This window comes from Zwartia vadi, assembly GCF_030410375.1.
GTDB lineage: Bacteria > Pseudomonadota > Gammaproteobacteria > Burkholderiales > Burkholderiaceae_B > Zwartia > Zwartia vadi.
Genome location: NZ_JAUHHE010000006.1, coordinates 129,999 through 148,272, shown reverse-complemented (window position 1 = coordinate 148,272; position 18,274 = coordinate 129,999). Strand labels below are relative to the sequence as shown.

Here is an 18,274-nt window from a genome sequence, read left to right as displayed (position 1 = left end):
CTCTAAACAAGGCTCAAAAGGTCCTGAAAATCCCTCCCAAATCATGCGGAATGCATCGAAATTGCAGCGTTATTAATTTAAAATGAAAGCAATTCGTGTAAATACGTGATTTTTAGTTATGGCTCTGCTCAAAATTCTGAACTATCCCGACAAGCGCCTGCATACGGTGGCCAAACCGGTGCGCGTGGTGGACGATCGTATTCGTCAGCTCGTAGCCGATATGACTGAGACAATGTATGAAGCTCCCGGTGTGGGTCTAGCCGCGACTCAAGTTGATGTGCACGAGCGTGTTGTCGTGATCGATGTCAGCGAAGATAAAAGCGATTTGCGCGTGCTGATTAACCCTGAGATTTTGAGTTTCAGCGACGAAAAAAAGACCTACGAAGAAGGCTGCCTGTCTGTTCCTGGCGTGTATGACGAGGTGGATCGACCCGCCAGGATCCGGGTTCGTGCGCTTAATTTGCAAGGCGAGACAATCGAATTTGAGGCCGATGGCCTTCTTGCAGTATGCGTCCAGCACGAGCTGGATCATCTTAATGGCAAGGTGTTTGTGCAACACCTGTCGATGCTCAAGCAGACACGTCTGAAGGCCAAACTCAAAAAAGAGCAGCGCGAGCTGGAGCGAGTCTAGTGGCCATACACATTGAGACACTTGGGTATATCGGTGCTTTTTTAACGACAGCGGCTTTTTTCCCGCAGACAATCAAAACGATTAAATCCCGCGACACCGCCGCAATTTCTCTTGCGATGTACGTGATGTTCACTGCGGGGATCGGTTTTTGGTTGGGTTACGGCGTGATGATCGAGTCACTGCCTTTGATTTTCGCAAACACCATCACCTTTGTGCTCTCGGGCATTATTTTGGTGCTCAAGCTCAAAGAGAAGCCGCAGACCACCCTGAAATAAACGCTGCGGCGGGTTGACGTTTGCCTCCCGGTCTTTGCAGTTCCAACAGTCTAAGAGTGCCCTCACCGGTGGCGATATCGATCCCATCAGCGCTGACACCCAAAATGTGCGCAACGCCTTCGCGATCTGGCGTGGGCACTCGCTGTCCGTTTGTCAGTGCTACGGCATCCCACACTTTGACGGGCTCAGCGATCCCTGGCAGCCTCAATGTGGCACCTGGTGCGGGATTGAACGCACGGATGCGGCGGGCCAGCAACGCTGCCGGTTCGTTTAGAGCAAGCGCGGCTTCAGCCTTGTCGAGCTTTGCGGCGTAAGTCACCCCTTCTGAAGGCTGAGCGCTGGCGGTCAGTGTGCCTGAGGGCAGAGCCTTCAGGGCTTGGACAATCAGTCGCGCACCTTGTTCGGCGAGTTTGTCATGCAGGGTAGAGGCATTGTCTGTTGATGCGATGGGTAAGCTCTCAACAAGCAACATGTCGCCAGTATCGAGGCCTTCGTCCATTTGCATGATAGTCACGCCCGTCTGGTCGTCACCTGCTTCAATTGCACGCTGGATGGGCGCGGCTCCCCGCCAGCGCGGCAACAAACTCGCATGGATATTCAGGCAGCCAAAGCGAGGCGTTTGCAGCACCCAGGCGGGCAAAATCAAGCCATAGGCTGCGACCACTAAAACATCCAGTCGTGCTTCTTGCAAGGCGTGTTGGGCTGCGCGTGCATCGTCTGGGTATTTGCCATCCAGCCGCAAGCTGCGCGGCTGGATGACGGGTAGCTTGTTTTCAATTGAGAGCTGCTTGACCGCGCTTGGCGTGAGTTTGAGTCCGCGTCCGGAGGGACGATCAGGCTGGGTGAGCACCAACGGCACTTGAAAGCCAGCGTTCAGGATCGCTTGCAGGGCAAGTTTGGAAAACTCGGGCGTTCCGGCAAAACCTACGCGCATGGCATCAGGAACCAATCTTTTCCGCCCACAAATCGTATTCGTCAGAGTCAGTCACGCGTGCGCGGATGAGATCGCCTGGCTGAAGGGGTGTGTCGCTGTCGATATAGACGCAGCCGTCAATTTCCGGGGCGTCGGCACTCGAGCGTCCAACGGCGCCTTCCTCGTCGACTTCGTCGATCAGCACGTCAATCTCGCGCCCGACGCGTTTAGCCAAGCGCTCGGTGGAGATGGCTTGTTGATGCGCCATGAAGCGATCCCATCGTTCCTGTTTGACCTCGTCGGGAACGGCGCCCGCCAAAGCATTGGCGGGGGCTCCCTCGACGGGCGAGTACTGAAAACAGCCGACGCGATCGAGTTGTGCCTCAGACATCCAGTCCAGTAGGTACTGGAAATCACTCTCAGTCTCGCCGGGAAAGCCCACAATGAAGGTCGAGCGCAGCGTGATGTCCGGGCATTGCTCACGCCAGCGATGGATGCGTGCCATGGTTTTGTCTTCGAACGCGGGGCGTTTCATGGCCTTCAGAATGCGAGGACTGGCATGTTGAAAAGGAATGTCGAGGTAGGGGAGGATTTTGCCTTCCGCCATAAGCGGGATCACCTCGTCCACATGCGGATAGGGATAGACATAATGCAGACGCACCCATATGCCTAGCTCCGAAAGAGCCGAACATAGCTCTGTCATGCGGGTTTTGACGGGACGACCATTCCAAAATCCACTGCGATATTTGACGTCCACGCCATATGCACTTGTATCCTGGGAAATGACGAGCAGCTCTTTGACGCCAGCCTTTGCGAGTCTTTGCGCCTCGTCCAGCACATCACCGATCGGTCGGCTGACCAGATCGCCTCGCATGGAGGGGATAATGCAAAAGCTGCAGCGATGGTTGCAGCCTTCGGATATTTTCAGATAGGCGTAATGGCGGGGCGTGAGCTTGATCCCTTGTGGTGGCACGAGGTCCAGAAAAGGGTCATGCGAGGCATTGGGGGGCGCAGCCTCGTGCACGGCGCGCACGACCTGCTCGTATTGCTGAGGGCCGGTAACAGCCAGTACGCTGGGGTGTACGGACCGGATCACGGACTCTTCCACACCCATGCAGCCGGTCACGATCACGCGACCATTCTCGGCAATCGCTTCGCCGATGGCATCAAGCGACTCGGCTTTGGCGCTATCGATGAAACCACAGGTGTTGACCACGACCACATCGGCATTGTCATAGTTGGGGACGATCTGATAGCCCTCAGTGCGCAACTGCGTGAGGATGCGTTCGGAGTCTACGAGTGCTTTAGGACATCCGAGACTGACAAAACCGACTTTTGGTGACGACATATTGAGTGACCTAGCGGGCAAGTACCCGCATTAAACAGGGACTGATTTTACCCTGCGCTATGGTCAAAGCGGACGTTGACAGGGTAGAAATGGCGAGCCTCGTGAACCATCGCGCCAAAGCCCCATACAATTGAGGGATGAATCCAGTTACTCCTGCCTTATCGCATTCCCTGCTGGCCGCGGCCAGTTCCGTGGCCGCAGTCGAGTCCGGCCAGTCCCTGACTGAAGCCCTCGCAGACGTTCATCCTGATTTGCGTCCCGCCGCGCAAGCCCTGGCGTTTTACGCGATGCGTCATTGGGGGAAGGCAAAAGCCCTGCGACGCACGCTTGTTGAGCGTGAGCCTTCCAGTGCAACCATGTATGCCTTGATTGGACTGAGCCTGTTGTTACTGGATGCTTCCATGCGTGCCCAGCAAGAACCCCCTGAAGCGGATACACCCATTTATGGGGCGCATACTTTGGTTGATCAATCAGTTCAGGCCACGCAATGGCATCGTTCGACAGCTTCGTTTAAAGGCTTGGTCAACGCCGTGCTCAGACGCTTTCAACGCGAGCGTGACAGTGTTCTGGCAAAGGTTCAGGACGATTTGGAAGCGCGCTGGAACCATCCGCGGTGGTGGATTGAGAGTCTGCAACAGTCATACCCCCAAGATTGGCAGGCGCTGTTAACTGCCGCCAATTCCCACCCACCGCTGACTTTGCGTGTCAATCTGCGCGCGATCACCCGCGAAGCGGTTGTGCAGGCCTTTGCTGAGCAAAGCATTGCAGTCAAGTCTTTTGGTGAGGCAGGGCTGGTGTTGGAGGCGCCGCGACCGATTACATCCTTGCCTGGTTATGCGCAAGGCTGGTGGTCTGTGCAGGACGCGGGGGCACAGTTAGCGGCTCCCCTGCTTGCAGTCAAAGATGGGATGCAGGTGTTGGATGCCTGTGCAGCGCCCGGGGGCAAGACGGCACACCTTTTGGAACTGGCAAAGGTGGATTTGACGGCGCTTGATGTGGATGCCGCGCGTCTCGAGCGCGTGCATCAGAATCTGAAGCGTTTGGGTTTGATGCGTCGCGGGATCCGGTTGGTCGCAGAAAGTGCGATCAAAACCCATATCTGGTGGGATGGCAAGCCTTTTGATGCGGTGCTGGCCGATTTGCCTTGTACCGCATCAGGCATCGTGAGTCGGCATCCTGATATCAGGTGGTTGCGCCGCGCACAGGATATCGGTCAGACAGCCAAGCTGGCACGAGAAATTTTAGATTCCCTCTGGAGTGTGGTCGCACCTGGTGGCAAACTACTCATGGTGACCTGTTCGATTTTTCCGCAAGAGGGTGAGATGCAGGCGCAAGCTTTTGCGGCTCGCCACGCGCAGGCAGAAAGATTAAGCGCGCCTGGACAGTTATTGCCCCATCTGCCAGACTCCGAACACCCTGCGGGCTACGATGGTTTCTTTTATGCGTTGTTTACCCGAAAGGCCTAGGTGTTGAAAAATGAACGCTGAGTTGAAAGCCTGGACTTTGCTCAGAGGCGCACTGCTGGTGTGCCTCTTGGTGATGGGTGCTTTTTCTCATCACAGCGTGTCCGCGGGCGAGGCTCAAATCAAACAGATCGAGCCCCTGATTGGCGAAGGACATCTCACGATGGACCTGGATGTCAATCTGACGCTTAGTCCAATTGTTCTCGAAGCGGCAGAGCGCGGCGTCCCCCTTTATTTCACGCTTGATGTGAAAATCACAGCTCCGCGTTGGTGGTGGTGGGACAAGCCCATTGTCGAAACCTCGCTGACCCGTCGCATGTCCTACAACACCTTGACACAGCAATGGCGCGTCGCGACGGGAGATTTATTTTTGCCAGTTGCATCGCTGCAGGAGGCGTTGGCTGTGCTTGAAAAAGTGCGTGGCTGGCCGGTTGCGCCTTTGGATCGTTTTGAACCAAACGTTCGCTACGATGGCGCTGTCCGCATTCGACTCGACACCTCTCATCTGGCTAGACCTTTGCAACTCGATGCACGGAATCGAGGCGCCTGGTCGCTGGCCAGTGCCTGGAAGCCTTTTGATTTTTCAATTCGCCAGTCAGAGGCCGCCAAATGAACCCTCTCATGCGACTTGTTTCTGGGGTTGGTATAGCCAGTGCGGTCGTCTTATTCATTTTGCTCGCGTGGTCGACAGGCAACGCCTCGCTGCTGGCGCAGTATCAGACACTCTTGCTGTGGCTCAATGGTGGTTTGGCCCTGACATTGTTTGCGTGGGTGGTTTGGCTAACGTTTCGACTGGCACGACAATTCTCGATCGGCAAGTTTGGTTCGCGACTGACCGCCCGTTTTGCTCTGGCGTTTGCGCTCATCGGCGTGTTGCCCGGGGCGCTGATTTACACGGTCTCTTTGCAGTTCATGTCGCGCTCGATTGAGTCATGGTTTAACGTTCGCGTCGATACTGCGCTGGAGTCGGGTTTGGCATTGGGCAGGGCTGCATTGGATTCTCAGCTTGCGCAGCTTGACGCGCGGGCGCGTTCAATGACCCCTGACTTGAGCGGCACTCCGGATCCCGATATCGCCGCTGTCCTGACACGGTTGCGTGAGACAAGCGGCTCGATCGATGCCATGGTGTTTACAACGAGTGGCCGGTTGATTGCTTTTTCAACAGACAATATCGGCACGCTCTTACCCCCTCTACCACCGGCTGCAGTACTGAACCAATTACGAACTGCGCGTGGCTATGCCGCGGCGGATTCGGATGATCCTACGGCTAATTTGGGTGATGCGGGGCTACAGCTCCGCGTGATTGTTCCGGTCGGTTCGCCCGAGCGGACAGAAACGACACTGGGTGTAACGTCAGAGTCGCGTTGGTTACAACTGACTCAGCCTGTTCCGGACAAGATTGCCCAAAATGCCCGCGAAGTCCAGAACGGTTATCTGGACTATCAAGAACTCGCTTTGTCTCGCCAAAGCTTGCGTAACCTGTTTGCGGTCACCTTGACGCTGGCCCTCTTGCTGACAGTTTTTGCGGCGATTGCCGTGGCGTTGTATCTTTCCAGAAAGCTGGTGAGGCCTTTGCTGACGCTTGCCGCGGGTACGCAAGCCGTGAGTGTGGGAGATTTCCGACCGCTTCCCGAGCCACCTACCAGGGATGAGGTCGGACAGCTCACTCGCTCTTTCAACGATATGACCCGACAGCTTGAAGAGGCGCGTCGCATGGTCGAGACCAATCGTGCCCAGCTGGAGCGATCGAACGTTTATCTTGAGAGCGTTCTATCTAATCTGTCGGCGGGCGTGCTGGTCTTTGATCAGCAATTCCGCTTGACCACTTTTAACCATGGCGCCCAAGCTATTTTGAGCGTTGATTTGCGCTCCGCTCCCGGTCGGCCGCTGGAGACTATTGACGGGATGATTGATTTTGCCGGCATGATCCGTCAGGCGTTTTCGCAGCATGCTGCGGTAGGCTCTGAGCGTACGCACTGGCAGGAGCAATTCGAACTTAAACTTCCAGATTTGAGCGACGACTCCAAGTTTTACACGCTGACCTTGCTCGCGCGTGGCACGCAATTGCTTGTGGATGGGCGCGATAATGGCTACATGGTCGTTTTTGATGACATTACGGAGGTCATGTCCGCCAACAGAAGCGTTGCTTGGGGTGAGGTCGCGCGTCGTCTGGCGCATGAGATTAAAAATCCGCTGACACCCATTCAGCTCTCGGCAGAGCGTTTGGCGATGAAATTGGCACACAAGCTGGATCCGGTCGATGCGGCGCTTTTAGAAAGAGCGACCAATACGATCGTCAATCAAGTCAGCTCCCTCAAGCACATGGTGGACGATTTTAAAGAGTATGCGCGCAAGCCGGCCGTTCTGATGACTCCAGTGGACTTCAATGCCCTCGTCGATGAGGTGTTGGGTCTTTATGGCTGGGATCCAATCGATGGTATGGTGAGAGATGAGCGGCATGCTTGGCATCTTGAGGTGTCTCTTGATCCGGCTTTACCGCCGGTTTTGGGTGATCCAACGCAGCTGCGCCAGGTGATTCACAATCTGTTGGCGAATGCGCGTGATGCCCTGGCTGAAAAGCCGGAGGGGGGAGTGATCGAAGTCACGACTAAACTCATCCAGGCGGGTAGTCGGGAAAATACCGAAAGTCCCGATAAGCCTGCCATGAGATTTACGGTCTCGGACAACGGCCCCGGCTTTGGATCTCAAGTGTTGCAACGTGCTTTTGAGCCTTACATTACAACTAAGGCGCAGGGCACAGGTCTAGGGTTGGCGATTGTTCGAAAAATCATTGACGAGCATCAGGGTCGTATCGATTTGTCCAATCGGCGAGAAGGTGGTGCCAAAGTTTCTATTTTGTTGACGCAGCTGGCGGGACCGCTGGACGCGTCGCCGCAAGGCAACGATAATGCTCATGTGTAAGGGGTGGTGAAAGATATATGGCCAGAATTTTGGTTGTCGATGATGAAGTCGGGATTCGTGAGTTGCTCTCTGAAATCTTGTACGACGAGGGGCACACGATTGAGCTTGCTGAAAATGCGGCGCAGGCGCGTGCTGCCCGCCTGCGCGGGCGCCCTGATCTCGTTTTGCTCGATATCTGGATGCCCGACACGGATGGCGTGACGCTACTCAAAGAGTGGGGTTCACAAGGGCTGCTGGATATGCCTGTGATCATGATGAGTGGCCATGCGACGATTGATACGGCTGTCGAGGCGACGCGCATCGGTGCGATTGATTTCCTGGAAAAACCGATCACCTTGCAGCGTTTGCTCAAAACTATTTCGGCGGGTTTGGCGCGTGGTCGTTTGCCTGTTGCCAAGTCTGCAAATGGTACGTTTGTTCCCGTGGCGCCACCGAGCCACGTCGCACCACAAGCTGTGGAGCCAGTGATTCAGGCTGAAGTCGCGGCGAGCCCCGAACCGGTTGATCACAGCCTCCTTGGTGACATCACGCTGGACCAGCCTTTGCGAGAAGCGCGTGACGCATTTGAGAGGGTGTATTTCGAATACCATCTCGCCCGGGAAAATAACAGCATGACCCGCGTTTCGGAAAAAACAGGCCTTGAGCGTACGCACCTTTACCGCAAGCTCAAGCAGCTCGGCATTGAGTCACGCAAGCGAGGCGGGTAAAGCCTCTGCGCAAGCTTAAGCTGTTGATGCAGGTGGCTGGCTGAGTCCGCTGACACGCGCGTCGTCGAGTGCGCGTCTGACTTGCACAAGCTGGGCACCCACAGCAACGGCGATCTCTGCGGGCGTACGGCTGCCGATTGGCAGACCGACCGGACCGTATAGCCGATTCACTTCCTGCTCTGAAAGATCAAAACTGAGCAGGCGCTCTCGTCGCTTGGACTGATTGCGGACCGAGCCCAAGGCTCCGACATAGAAGGCCTCAGATTTCAACGCCTCCAAAAGTGCCATATCATCGAGCTTGGGGTCGTGGGTAATTGCGACGATTGCGGTGCGGGAGTCGGTTTGAATCTCCAGCACGGCATCGTCGGGCATACCTGGCAGAAGGCTCACACCCGGCATATCCCAATCCGCAGTGAACTCTTCTCGTGGATCGCAAATGATGACTTGAAATTCAAGCATGGTGGCGATTTGTGCCAGCGCGCGCGCGGTCTGGTTTGCGCCGATGATCAGCAGTCGCCAATGTGGTCCATAGACAAAGTGACAACCGTCTTCTTTGACTTCAGTGAGTTGGCCAGGTCGTGCATCGGTGAGCGTGGACACGCCTGTGTACATATCGAGCCAACGACCAATTAATTTCTGTTCCTGGGTCGTTGAGACGACTTTTTCGAGCCACGCACCCGGCGTCAGGGGCTCGATGACCAAGCGTAGTGTGCCTCCGCAAGGTAGGCCAAAACGGGCGGCTTCTTCCTGCGACACACCATAGCGCGCCCATTCAGGTTTGCTTGGCAGCCTGCCTTGTTGCGCGCGCACAATCAGATCGTCCTCGATGCAACCCCCGGAGACCGAGCCTACTACCCGTCCGTCTTGGCGAACGGCAAGCATGGCACCAGCCTGACGGGGAGCTGAACCCCAGGTTTTCACGACTGTTGCCAAATGAACAAGGTGGCCATCAAGCACCCATTCTTGGGCTTGTTTCAACACTTCGGTATCAAGAGAGTCCATGCTGCAAATTTTCAGAATTGGGGTGGAGTTGGGCACGGGAACGATCCAATCAGTATACTGAGCCCCTTTCCCAGCGTCGAGAACGAGTTAAACCTCATGGATCCATTGTTTATCCTAGCTCTTGCCATTCTAGGCTGTGTCACCGGTTTTGCCGCCGGATTATTGGGGATTGGCGGCGGCATGCTGCTCGTGCCCTTCCTCACCTTCCTGCTGACATGGCAAGGCCTGCCGATTGAGTTGACCGTGCATGCCGCGATTGCCACCTCAATGGCTTCGATTTTGTTTACCTCTGTCTCGAGTGTGCGGGCCCATAACAAAAAGGGTGCGGTCCGCTGGGATCTTGTCGCAGCATTGACCCCGGGCATTGTGGTGGGTGGGCTGGTTTCAGGCGGTGCAATTTTCTCTTTCCTTAAAACAGGTTGGTTGGCATTGTTCTTTGCCTTATTTGTGGGCTATTCGGCCTACCAAATGTTGCGTGACAAAAAGCCCAAGCCCTCTCGTCAGATGCCCGGTAAGGCAGGCACAGTCGCTGCGGGCGGTACGATTGGCTTCCTGTCGGGACTGGTCGGTGCAGGGGGAGGGTTCATCTCCGTGCCCTTTTTGCTCTGGTGTAATGTCCCTCTGCATCAAGCTGTTGGCACCTCTGCGGCACTTGGTTTCCCGATTGCCCTTGCTAATACGATTGGCTACATCTGGTCGGGTTGGAACAAAGAAGGCTTGCCCTTTGAAATGGTTGGTTATATCTACTGGCCCGCATTGATTATTTTGGCCATTTGCAGCGTGATTTTGGCGCCTGTTGGCGCACGCGCCGCACACAATCTTCCTGTCAAAACACTCAAGCGTATTTTTGCGTTCTTGCTGTTTGGCTTGGCGGCATACATGGCTTACAAAGCGTACTACTCATTTTTCGGCTGATTTTCGCTGAATCGCGCTCACGCTAATGCGTGTCTCACCCGCCGCGCTACGTCTGGTGGCGCTACGCCAGGCGTGTCCGTAAGCGACTTCAATTGTCAGGTGCAGGCGTCCATCCGGTTTGCGCTGTGTCTCCAGAGCATCGAGCAGGCGTTGACGCCAATGACGGGTGGTCAGGCTTGCTCGTCGACCGACAGAGGGATTGCCGCCAAGATTTTTCACGTCTTGCAAAAGCTTCTCAGCAGAGGCGTAGGTGAGTGTCAACACCTCTTGATCCATCACTGGGTCCGCAAAACCTTTTTCGATCAATAGATCGCCAAAGTCATGCATATCGACAAAACTAGGCGTAGCAGTAGTGAGATTTGCCGTCACAAGCGCCTGGCGAAGTTCTTGCATCGTTGCGGGACCAAAACAAGAAAAAAAGACTAGGCCATTGGGACGAATGACGCGTCCCCATTCTTGCAGGACTTCATGCGGAGCAGGGTGCCAGTGCAAAGCGAGATTGGACCAGACCAGATCAATCGATTCGGGCGCGAGTCCTGAGTGAGCCAGATCAGTGTCGAGCCAGGTGGCGGCGGGTGTCTGACCGCGTAAACGTTTACTCCACTCACGCCATCCTGTTGGAAAGACTTTTTTTGCCTGTTGTTGGGCGCGTTTGAGGAGTCCCGCGTTGTGATCCTGACCAATGTAATGGGCCGACGGGTAGCGGGTATGGAGGAGTGAAATTTGTGCGCCTGCGCCACAGCCTGCGTCGAGAAGCTGGTTGGGGACGAGTCGAATAAGTCTCAGACGCTCATCCATTCGACGCGCGACTTCGCCATATAAAAATTGAGCCGAGCTGAGATTGCCTCTGCGATTGAACTGTCGCAGCACGTGTTCAGTGTGGATAGGTAGGCGATTCGGCGTGGATGTTGTTGTCATAGCTCAGAAAATAGACTGTTCGCGCTGAGGCAGAATGCGCGAGGGAGATATGAAAATGTACTCTATTCGCGAGAAAATCCGGCAAATACTCCGCACGTCTTGTCCCTTATGTGGGTTATCGGCAATGGGCGGCGATCTTTGCCAGCTCTGCGAAAAGGATGTCCGTTTCGTTTTTGACGCCCGTCGGCAGTGTGTACGCTGTTTATTTCAAGAACCGCTTGCGATGCCTGCTGCGTGCGTGGAATCAAGCATGCTGTGCGGCGCATGTCAGCTACGCACGGCGACCTATGCACGGGCCATCGCTGGCGTGCGTTTTGCGCCACCCGGCGATCAGCTGATGCGTCGCTTTAAGGCGCAGGGTCGTCTGGTCGATGCGGGCTTGTTTGCCAGATTGTTATGGCGCAATATGCAAGGTGCGCAACCTGCCTTGCCGGTGCTGGAGGCTTTAATACCCATTCCGTCCAGCCGCGAGGCGATCTTGCAGAGGGGCATGAATCCCGCAGGTGAAATTGCGCGCGAATTGGCGCATTTGAGTGGAGTCCCCTTGCGGGGCGGATGGCTAGGTCGCACGCGTGAGTCGAATCGCCAGAAAACCCTGAGCTTGCAAGCCCGAAAAGACAGCGTGCGCGGACTGTATATCGGACGTGTGCGTCTCCAAGGCGGCTGGGTAGGGTTAGTGGATGATGTGCTGACAACGGGCAGCACGCTTGAACAAGCGTCGGAGGCGTTGCTTCAGGCAGGTGCGCAAGGCGTGATTGCACTTGTTGCCGCCCGGACTCTGGCAAAATAGCGCCCATGTTTGATGTCATCCTTGTTCAGCCTGAAATTCCTCCCAACACGGGCAATGTGATCCGCTTGTGCGCCAACACGGGCGCACGCTTGCACCTTGTGCGACCGCTTGGTTTTGAGATTAACGACACACGCCTGAAACGGGCCGGTCTTGACTATCATGAGTGGCAGCCTGTCAAAGTGCACGACAGCTTGTCGCTGGCGATCGCCGCGACTGGGGCCCCCGCTGATCGGGTGTTTGCCATGACGACCAAGGCAACGCAGCTGGTGAGCGCAGTCAGCTTGCAAGAGGGAGATGTTTTTGTTTTTGGTCGAGAAACGGCCGGGCTCTCGGTTGAGCAAATGGCCTTGTTTCAGCCTGCACAGCGTGTGCGACTACCAATGATGCCAGGGCAACGCAGCTTGAATCTTTCGAACGCTGTCGCCGTTGTCGTATTTGAAGCATGGCGACAGCAAGGCTATCCAGGCGCTGTCTAGCACCTCTTACGCGTGCATCCTGTGAGGAGTTCTTTCTTTGACGGGGGCACGCGTTTGGCGAGATGCTCAGTCCAGAGACAGCTTAAGCGTATCAATCACCGCATCCCATCGCTGCTTTTCCTGTTTCATCAGTCGCTCAAGTTCGGCTGGGCTTGAGCCGACAGTTGAAAAATACTGTGTGGAAAATTTTTGTTTGATTTCATCGCTATTTAAAATTTCCGCGAGTGCGGTGTGCAGTCGTGCGAGGATGCCGGGCGGGGTACCGGCAGGCGCAAGAATGGCATTCCAGGAAATAGCTTCAAACTCCGCGAATCCTTGTTCCGAGAGCGGGACGATGCCCGGTAGTGCCTCCACAGCGGAGCGGCTAGTGATCCCCAGCGCTTTGACCTTGCCTGCTTTGATTTGAGTCATCGCAATCGCGGGCACCATGAAGGCTGCCTGGATGTCTTGGGCGATCACGGCAGTGGTGACTTGAGGAAAACCGTTGTATGGAATGTGTGCGAGCTCAATGTTTGCTTGTTTTTTAAAGAGCTCCATCGCGAGATGTGAGGCGCTGCCCGGACCAATAGATCCGTAATTCCAGCGCCCAGACTGTTGTCCAGCCTGTTTCACAAAATCTGCCACGTTATTGCCAGGAAACTCGGCATTGACGATGAGGACGTTGGGGCTGGTGGCAACCAGCGTGATGGGGGTTAGATCCTTGAATGGATCGTAACCGAGTGTCTTTTTGTAAAGAGTCGGTGCGGTGACAAGCGGGCCGTTGATCGTGTAGAGCAGGGTGTAGCCATCAGCTGGCGCACGGGCCACAAAGCGGGTGCCGATATTGCCGCCCGCTCCGGGCTTATTTTCAACGATGATGTTTTGGCCGAGTTTTTTTGCCAAGGGGGTGGCAAGGGTACGCGCCAGAATATCCGGAGAGGAGCCGGCGGGAAAGGGAACGACGAGGTGAATCGGCTTTTCGAGGGGCCATGCGGTTTGAGCGGTAGCGGTGCTCGCCAAACCGATACTTGCTGCAAGGCTTGCAAGGATAGGCAAAATAAGAAGCAATCTACGTGAAATGAGTCGGGCGGTCACGGCAAGTCCTAAAGGGTCAGTAAAAGCATGGCGGGGTTATTCAGATGTTGCCACGCGAGAGAGTAGGCGCGTGACCGCTTCAAACGGCGCGACGCCTTCGAAAAGTACTTCGCAGACTGCATGGGTGATGGGGAGTTCGACACCTAGTCGCGTGGCGCGTTCAAGGACGGCCTGTGCGCAGCGTGCGCCTTCGGCCGTCAGTCCGGTGGCGAGGACTTCATTCAAAGACTTGCCGCGCCCGATCTCTAGGCCGACTTGCCGGTTACGGGACAGTTCGCCCGTTGCGGTTAAGACCAGATCACCCAAGCCTGTCAGGCCGTAGAAAGTGGCACTCTGCGCACCGAGTGCTTCACCAAAGCGAGTCATTTCAGCCAACCCGCGGGTAATTAGCGCAGCGCGTGCGTTGGTTCCGAGACCGAGACCCTCACTGATGCCACAGGCGATCGCCATGATGTTTTTTAGCGCACCACCGACCTCGACCCCGATGACATCTTGATTGGCATAGACCCGCATGGCACCGCCATGCAAGGCAGCGATGACCGCGCGGCGTAATGCGGCATCTTGACTGGCGATGGTGAGCGCCACCGGCAGACCTTGCGCGACTTCGCGGGCAAAGGAAGGGCCGGAGAGGACACCTGTCGGAATATCGGGCACGGCGCTGAGGGCTTCGCGCGCGATCTCACTAGGGAGTTTTCCAGTTTCAGCCTCGAGGCCTTTGCAGGTCCACACAATGCCTGCCAACGTTTGTGGTTTGGGCTTCAGTTGGGCTGGCAGTTGTCTGGACAATTTTTCGCCGAGCTCTTGGCAAAGCATGCGAAGCCCTGCCAGCGGCACGCCTAAAATCAGTAGCCCCGATGGTCCAGATGTTCTGGCAGCTGTGTGCGCCAGGGCTTGATCGAGGCTGGCAGTAAAAAGCAGACTGTCAGGCAACGAGATCCCTGGTAAATAACGTGGATTGACATGCTGATGAGCGAGTTGCTCGGCGAGCGCCGGATCACGCGCCCACAGCATCGTGGGCCCTTGGCGACTTGCCGCGCAGGCAAGCGCTGTCCCCCAGGCGCCCGCACCCAACACGGCGACGGGTCGCGGGAGTTGATCGGCTTTATGCGGGGCCATGGGGCATCATGCAGGTCAATGCAATACGGGTCGATCGCGTTACTGGCGTGTCACACCGGGGGGCAGAATCAGTCCCGACTCCTCCTGGGCACCCTGGCCCTCTTGGGCAGCCTGAGCAATGCGTTGCTCGTAAAGCGCCTGAAAGTTGACTTCGGCCAGGTGGAGAGGGGGCAAAGAGGTGCGTGTGATCGCATCGGCGATATTTGAACGCAAGTAGGGATACAACATAGTTGGGCAAACGATTCCCATCAGTGGATCAATCTGTTCGGCAGGAATGTTGACCATCTCAAAAATCGCAGCCTGAGTGGCTTCAACCAGGTAGAGGACTTTGTCTTTGATGCGCGTGGTGACAGTTACGGTCACAGTGGATTCGAAGACAGTCTCTGCCAGGGCCTGGCCGCCAATGTTGATGGAGACCTCGACTGCGGGAGCGTCTTGCTCGAGGAAGATGCTCGGTGCATTAGGCATCTCAAGTGAGAGATCCTTCAGGTACACGCGTTGCATGTTGAAGGAGGGGGCGTTGTCAGCTTGAGTATTTTGTTCGGCCATGAAAATTCCAGTAGAGGCTGTGCTTAGAAGAGACGCTTCATTCAGAAGAGGAAGTCGTCGTAAAAGAAAGTAAAAACACCAGAGGTGGCGAGAGGGCCTTACCCGTTTAGCAAGGGCACGAGCTTGCCCTCGCGATCAAGCGCGGACAGGTCGTCAAACCCGCCCACGTGAGTCTCTCCGATGTAAATCTGTGGGACGGTTCTGCGTCCGGTGCGTTCCATCATGATTGCGCGTTGAGCGGTGTCCTCGTCGATCCGGATTTTTTCGATCTCAGTCACGCCGCGCTGGTTAAGCAGCATTTCGGCGCGTGTGCAGAATGGGCAGTAGCCGGTGGTGTACATCACGACTTTATTCATGTTGGGCTCCGTTAGAGATTATTTCGTTGACAGGGGCAGGCCCGCAGTCGACCAGGCGCGCATCCCGCCACCAAGCACGCTGACTTGCGTAAAACCGAGCGCACGCAGACGGACGGCAGCAGCGCCCGCGGTACGGCCGAAATCACACACAACGATCAAGGGCTTGTTTTTAGGCAGGTTTGCCGCTTTTTTCTCGATGTCGTTGGCCGGGATGCTGCGTGCCTGGGGGATGTGGCCCGCGGCAAAGACTTCGCCAGGACGAATATCGATCAGGATGGCGTGCTGATGATTCATCATTTGTACGGCCTCCGTGCAGCTAATGCTTGCGCCTGCGCGTTTGCTTTGAATCATGGGCCAGGCGAGTGCCAAGCCAGAAATAAGCGCCACGCCGATTAACAACAGGTTATTTTGACTTAAAAAGAAATCCACGGTGTATCCAGAAAGGCTGTTCAGAAAGGCGGTTGCACCCCTAATTCAGGGTGGGTTATGAGTTATTGCACAGACAATTATAAAATGATGCTTTATCCACACTTTAACCTGTGTCTGCCATGTATAAACTTGTATTGATGCGTCACGGCGAAAGCCAATGGAATCTTGAAAATCGTTTCACAGGCTGGACCGATGTGGATCTGACCGACCTCGGGCGCGACCAAGCCCGCAAAGCCGGCCAACTCCTGAAAGAACAGGGCTATGAGTTCGATATCGCCTTTACTTCGGTCCTCAAGCGCGCCATTCGCACGCTCTGGATCGCGCTGGATGCGATGGACGCCATGTATTTGCCCATCCATAACAACTGGCGGCTCAATGAGCGGCATTATGGCGCACTCCAAGGGCTGAACAAAGCCGAGACTGCTGCGCAATATGGCGATGAACAGGTGCTGATCTGGCGTCGTGCATACGCCATTGCTCCGAATCCTCTGGCGCTAGATGACCCCAGGCATCCAAAGTTTGACCAGCGATATGCGCGTTTAACCCCTGAGCAGCTGCCTGCAACAGAGTGTCTAAAGGATACTGTTAACCGTGTGTTGCCGTTTTGGGAAGAAACGATTGCTCCTTCTATCCGTGCTGGCCGGCGTGTCCTGGTGTCCGCGCACGGGAATAGTTTGCGCGCGCTCATCAAGCATCTGGACAATGTCTCAGAGGAAGAGATCGTGCATTTGAATATTCCCACCGGTCAGCCACTGGTGTATGAGTTGGACAAGGATTTACGCCCGCTTCGCCATTATTACCTTGGCGACCCGGCCGAGATCGAGGCGGCGATGGCTGCTGTCGCCGCGCAGGGTAAGGCGAAAAAGGACTAGCGGTATGCGTCTGGCCTTGCGCTGGGGGGGTGGGGCAATGGTCATGTTGGCCCTCTCAGGCTCGCCTCTGGCTGCGCCCGACGCCCAAGACCTGGCAAATCGGCGCAGCGCAGTTGAGCGCCAGCGTGCGGATTTAAAAGCGCGCATCCAGACTCTTCAAAAGGAGCTCGATGCACGCGAAGCGGTGCGCAAAGAGGCGGCAGACGCACTAAAAGCCTCCGAGGTTGCGATTTCTCAGACCACTCGCCGCTTGGATGAACTCGCCACGCAGCTCAAAAAGGCGCGCACAGAGCTTGAAAATCTAAAAAAACAAATCAAGCGTCAGCAAGTCGTCCTTGAACAGAGGCGCGAGGAGCTTGCAGACCAGTTGCGAAGGCAATATGCCAGTGGTTTATCGCCTTGGGCAGCGCTACTCTCCGGGGATGATCCTCAGGCGCTGAGCCGGAATTTGTCATATCTCGACTACGTTTCCCAGGCTCGGGCCAAAACCGTTGCTGCGCTGAAAGCGGACATCGAGCGTCTGGCTCAGCTTGAAGCACAGCAAGAGGCGCGTCAAAAAGAAGTTACGCAATTGGTTGAGGAGACGTCGCAACAGCGCACGGCGTTGGAAACACAGAAAAAAGAACGTGCAACGGTCTTGGCGCGTATCGAGGGACAGATTCAGGCTCAGCGTTCCGAGGCGGTCCGCTTGGGGCAAGACGATCAGAGATTGGGTGGTCTGATTGAAAGTCTAGGCTCGCAGATTCAGGCGGCAAAAAAGGCCGAAGAAGCTCGTAAAGCGGAGGAGGCGCGAAAAGCTGAAGAAGCCAAACGCGCGGAGCAGGCCAGATTAGCCGAACAAGCCAAGCGTGCCCAGGAAGCCAAGCGCGCCGAGCAGGCACGTCTCCAGCAGGAGCAACAGCGCAGCGCCCAAGCACTTCAGTCTCAAGAGGAGGAGCAGATTGAGCGGGCACGCCGCCTAGCTCAGGCGCAGGAGCGCTCGCAAGCCGCCCGTGCTTCCGAGGCTGCGGCGGCACCTCAATCTGGGGAGGGGTTGAAAAAAGGCCTGCGTTGGCCCTTGCGAGGCACTGTGATGGCTCGCTTTGGTACAGATCGACCAGAAGGCGGGATGTGGCGAGGTGTTCTTATTAAAGCGCCTGAAGGGGCGCCCGTTCATGCTGTGGGAGGCGGGACGGTTGTCTACGCAAACTGGCTCAGGGGCTTTGGCAATCTCTTGATCGTGGACCATGGTGAGCAATATTTGAGCGTTTACGCCTACAACCAGAGTCTGTTGAAACAAGTCGGCGATTCGGTCCGAGCGGGGGAATCCTTGGCGCTTGCGGGAAGTACCGGTGGGCAAGTGGATTCGGCCCTATACTTCGAGATCAGGCATCGCGGCGCGGCTGTTGACCCTTTGGCGTTCCTGGCACGCTGATTTTTGCTCTACGAGGGATTGCCATTCCTTTCAGTGGCTATTACCCTTTGTTTTTGTATTGATTTGATATTGTTTAAGTTTGATCGGCATTCAACTCGGGAATG

20 protein-coding genes are annotated in these 18,274 nt (G+C 55.9%); 11 read left to right on the top strand and 9 right to left on the bottom strand.

The window, feature by feature from the left end:
• Window positions 1-118 precede the first annotated feature (118 nt).
• Both def and QWY27_RS07130 read left to right on the top strand, forming a co-directional pair.
• Entirely contained in the window at window positions 119-631 is a 513-nt protein-coding gene (gene def / locus QWY27_RS07135) for a peptide deformylase (protein WP_290196146.1), read from the top strand.
• Complete coding sequence (locus tag QWY27_RS07130) at window positions 631-906, top strand: SemiSWEET family sugar transporter (RefSeq protein WP_290196143.1); 276 nt, start codon at window positions 631-633, stop codon at window positions 904-906. Before def ends, QWY27_RS07130 begins: the two co-directional genes overlap by 1 nt.
• On the opposite strand, the gene fmt is transcribed toward QWY27_RS07130, so the two are convergent.
• A complete protein-coding gene (gene fmt / locus QWY27_RS07125; protein ID WP_290196141.1) occupies window positions 875-1,840 on the bottom strand; it encodes a methionyl-tRNA formyltransferase in 966 nt (321 codons plus the stop codon). The two genes, QWY27_RS07130 and fmt, sit on opposite strands and share 32 nt — an antisense overlap.
• A gap of 4 nt (window positions 1,841-1,844) precedes the next feature.
• On the bottom strand, window positions 1,845-3,167 hold the full coding sequence (gene rimO / locus QWY27_RS07120; protein WP_290196140.1) for a 30S ribosomal protein S12 methylthiotransferase RimO: 1,323 nt from the start codon (window positions 3,165-3,167) through the stop codon (window positions 1,845-1,847).
• Between the two features lie 137 nt (window positions 3,168-3,304).
• Here rimO and rsmB point away from each other — a divergent pair, with 137 nt between their 5' ends.
• Genes rsmB through QWY27_RS07100 form a run of 4 tightly spaced genes read left to right on the top strand, consistent with a single transcriptional unit; the run spans window position 3,305 to window position 8,259 of the window.
• Complete coding sequence (rsmB, locus tag QWY27_RS07115; RefSeq protein WP_290196138.1) at window positions 3,305-4,633, top strand: 16S rRNA (cytosine(967)-C(5))-methyltransferase RsmB; 1,329 nt, start codon at window positions 3,305-3,307, stop codon at window positions 4,631-4,633.
• Window positions 4,634-4,643: 10 nt separating this feature from the next.
• On the top strand, window positions 4,644-5,243 hold the full coding sequence (locus QWY27_RS07110) for a DUF4390 domain-containing protein (RefSeq protein WP_290196136.1): 600 nt from the start codon (window positions 4,644-4,646) through the stop codon (window positions 5,241-5,243).
• Complete coding sequence (locus QWY27_RS07105) at window positions 5,240-7,552, top strand: sensor histidine kinase (RefSeq protein ID WP_290196135.1); 2,313 nt, start codon at window positions 5,240-5,242, stop codon at window positions 7,550-7,552. The genes QWY27_RS07110 and QWY27_RS07105 overlap by 4 nt, the downstream gene beginning before the upstream one ends.
• Window positions 7,553-7,569: 17 nt before the next feature.
• Window positions 7,570-8,259, top strand: a complete 690-nt coding sequence (locus tag QWY27_RS07100) for a response regulator (RefSeq protein WP_290196133.1) — start codon at window positions 7,570-7,572, stop codon at window positions 8,257-8,259.
• A 15-nt stretch (window positions 8,260-8,274) separates the two neighbouring features.
• Here QWY27_RS07100 and QWY27_RS07095 read toward each other — a convergent pair whose 3' ends face one another.
• A complete protein-coding gene (locus tag QWY27_RS07095) occupies window positions 8,275-9,261 on the bottom strand; it encodes an XdhC family protein (protein ID WP_290196132.1) in 987 nt (328 codons plus the stop codon).
• 96 nt (window positions 9,262-9,357) lie between these two features.
• On the opposite strand from QWY27_RS07095, the gene QWY27_RS07090 reads away from it, so the two are divergent.
• Complete coding sequence (locus tag QWY27_RS07090; protein ID WP_290196130.1) at window positions 9,358-10,176, top strand: sulfite exporter TauE/SafE family protein; 819 nt, start codon at window positions 9,358-9,360, stop codon at window positions 10,174-10,176.
• On the opposite strand, the gene QWY27_RS07085 is transcribed toward QWY27_RS07090, so the two are convergent.
• Window positions 10,162-11,094, bottom strand: a complete 933-nt coding sequence (locus QWY27_RS07085; protein ID WP_290196128.1) for a methyltransferase domain-containing protein — start codon at window positions 11,092-11,094, stop codon at window positions 10,162-10,164. The two genes, QWY27_RS07090 and QWY27_RS07085, sit on opposite strands and share 15 nt — an antisense overlap.
• Before the next feature lie 55 nt (window positions 11,095-11,149).
• Between QWY27_RS07085 and QWY27_RS07080 the strand changes: the two genes are divergently transcribed.
• The gene (locus tag QWY27_RS07080; protein ID WP_290196127.1) at window positions 11,150-11,884 is read left to right on the top strand and encodes a ComF family protein; all 735 of its coding nucleotides are present in this window, start codon (window positions 11,150-11,152) and stop codon (window positions 11,882-11,884) included.
• 5 nt (window positions 11,885-11,889) lie between these two features.
• Complete coding sequence (locus tag QWY27_RS07075; protein WP_290196124.1) at window positions 11,890-12,360, top strand: tRNA (cytidine(34)-2'-O)-methyltransferase; 471 nt, start codon at window positions 11,890-11,892, stop codon at window positions 12,358-12,360.
• 66 nt (window positions 12,361-12,426) lie between these two features.
• Here the strand turns inward: QWY27_RS07075 and QWY27_RS07070 are convergent, their stop codons facing one another.
• From QWY27_RS07070 to QWY27_RS07050, 5 genes are all read right to left on the bottom strand, one after another.
• Window positions 12,427-13,419: a Bug family tripartite tricarboxylate transporter substrate binding protein gene (locus QWY27_RS07070; protein WP_435433457.1), complete on the bottom strand. Its 993-nt coding sequence runs from the start codon at window positions 13,417-13,419 to the stop codon at window positions 12,427-12,429.
• 51 nt (window positions 13,420-13,470) lie between these two features.
• Entirely contained in the window at window positions 13,471-14,550 is a 1,080-nt protein-coding gene (locus tag QWY27_RS07065; RefSeq protein ID WP_290196122.1) for an NAD(P)H-dependent glycerol-3-phosphate dehydrogenase, read from the bottom strand.
• 39 nt (window positions 14,551-14,589) lie between these two features.
• Window positions 14,590-15,099 (bottom strand): protein-export chaperone SecB, encoded by a 510-nt coding sequence (gene secB / locus QWY27_RS07060; RefSeq protein ID WP_290196121.1) that lies wholly within the window; start codon window positions 15,097-15,099, stop codon window positions 14,590-14,592.
• Window positions 15,100-15,197: 98 nt separating this feature from the next.
• Window positions 15,198-15,455, bottom strand: coding sequence for a glutaredoxin 3 (grxC, locus tag QWY27_RS07055; protein WP_290196119.1), 258 nt, complete (start codon window positions 15,453-15,455; stop codon window positions 15,198-15,200).
• Window positions 15,456-15,473: 18 nt separating this feature from the next.
• The gene (locus tag QWY27_RS07050; protein WP_290196118.1) at window positions 15,474-15,884 is read right to left on the bottom strand and encodes a rhodanese-like domain-containing protein; all 411 of its coding nucleotides are present in this window, start codon (window positions 15,882-15,884) and stop codon (window positions 15,474-15,476) included.
• A 119-nt stretch (window positions 15,885-16,003) separates the two neighbouring features.
• Here QWY27_RS07050 and gpmA point away from each other — a divergent pair, with 119 nt between their 5' ends.
• Together gpmA and QWY27_RS07040 are read left to right on the top strand one after the other, a co-directional pair.
• Window positions 16,004-16,756: a 2,3-diphosphoglycerate-dependent phosphoglycerate mutase gene (gene gpmA, locus QWY27_RS07045; RefSeq protein ID WP_290196116.1), complete on the top strand. Its 753-nt coding sequence runs from the start codon at window positions 16,004-16,006 to the stop codon at window positions 16,754-16,756.
• Window positions 16,757-16,760: 4 nt separating this feature from the next.
• A complete protein-coding gene (locus QWY27_RS07040; protein WP_435433454.1) occupies window positions 16,761-18,170 on the top strand; it encodes a murein hydrolase activator EnvC family protein in 1,410 nt (469 codons plus the stop codon).
• Window positions 18,171-18,274: the final 104 nt, after the last annotated feature.

What these genes read in the sequence shown, in the direction of transcription:
- def (WP_290196146.1), top strand. Translation starts at nt 119, where the DNA reads ATGGCTCTGCTCAAAATTCTGAACTATCCCGACAAGCGCCTGCATACG.
- fmt (WP_290196141.1), bottom strand. Translation starts at nt 1,840, where the DNA reads ATGCGCGTAGGTTTTGCCGGAACGCCCGAGTTTTCCAAACTTGCCCTG.
- rimO (WP_290196140.1), bottom strand. Translation starts at nt 3,167, where the DNA reads ATGTCGTCACCAAAAGTCGGTTTTGTCAGTCTCGGATGTCCTAAAGCA.
- rsmB (WP_290196138.1), top strand. Translation starts at nt 3,305, where the DNA reads ATGAATCCAGTTACTCCTGCCTTATCGCATTCCCTGCTGGCCGCGGCC.
- QWY27_RS07110 (WP_290196136.1), top strand. Translation starts at nt 4,644, where the DNA reads ATGAACGCTGAGTTGAAAGCCTGGACTTTGCTCAGAGGCGCACTGCTG.
- QWY27_RS07105 (WP_290196135.1), top strand. Translation starts at nt 5,240, where the DNA reads ATGAACCCTCTCATGCGACTTGTTTCTGGGGTTGGTATAGCCAGTGCG.
- QWY27_RS07100 (WP_290196133.1), top strand. Translation starts at nt 7,570, where the DNA reads ATGGCCAGAATTTTGGTTGTCGATGATGAAGTCGGGATTCGTGAGTTG.
- QWY27_RS07095 (WP_290196132.1), bottom strand. Translation starts at nt 9,261, where the DNA reads ATGGACTCTCTTGATACCGAAGTGTTGAAACAAGCCCAAGAATGGGTG.
- QWY27_RS07090 (WP_290196130.1), top strand. Translation starts at nt 9,358, where the DNA reads ATGGATCCATTGTTTATCCTAGCTCTTGCCATTCTAGGCTGTGTCACC.
- QWY27_RS07085 (WP_290196128.1), bottom strand. Translation starts at nt 11,094, where the DNA reads ATGACAACAACATCCACGCCGAATCGCCTACCTATCCACACTGAACAC.
- QWY27_RS07080 (WP_290196127.1), top strand. Translation starts at nt 11,150, where the DNA reads ATGTACTCTATTCGCGAGAAAATCCGGCAAATACTCCGCACGTCTTGT.
- QWY27_RS07075 (WP_290196124.1), top strand. Translation starts at nt 11,890, where the DNA reads ATGTTTGATGTCATCCTTGTTCAGCCTGAAATTCCTCCCAACACGGGC.
- QWY27_RS07065 (WP_290196122.1), bottom strand. Translation starts at nt 14,550, where the DNA reads ATGGCCCCGCATAAAGCCGATCAACTCCCGCGACCCGTCGCCGTGTTG.
- secB (WP_290196121.1), bottom strand. Translation starts at nt 15,099, where the DNA reads ATGGCCGAACAAAATACTCAAGCTGACAACGCCCCCTCCTTCAACATG.
- grxC (WP_290196119.1), bottom strand. Translation starts at nt 15,455, where the DNA reads ATGAATAAAGTCGTGATGTACACCACCGGCTACTGCCCATTCTGCACA.
- gpmA (WP_290196116.1), top strand. Translation starts at nt 16,004, where the DNA reads ATGTATAAACTTGTATTGATGCGTCACGGCGAAAGCCAATGGAATCTT.
- QWY27_RS07040 (WP_435433454.1), top strand. Translation starts at nt 16,761, where the DNA reads ATGCGTCTGGCCTTGCGCTGGGGGGGTGGGGCAATGGTCATGTTGGCC.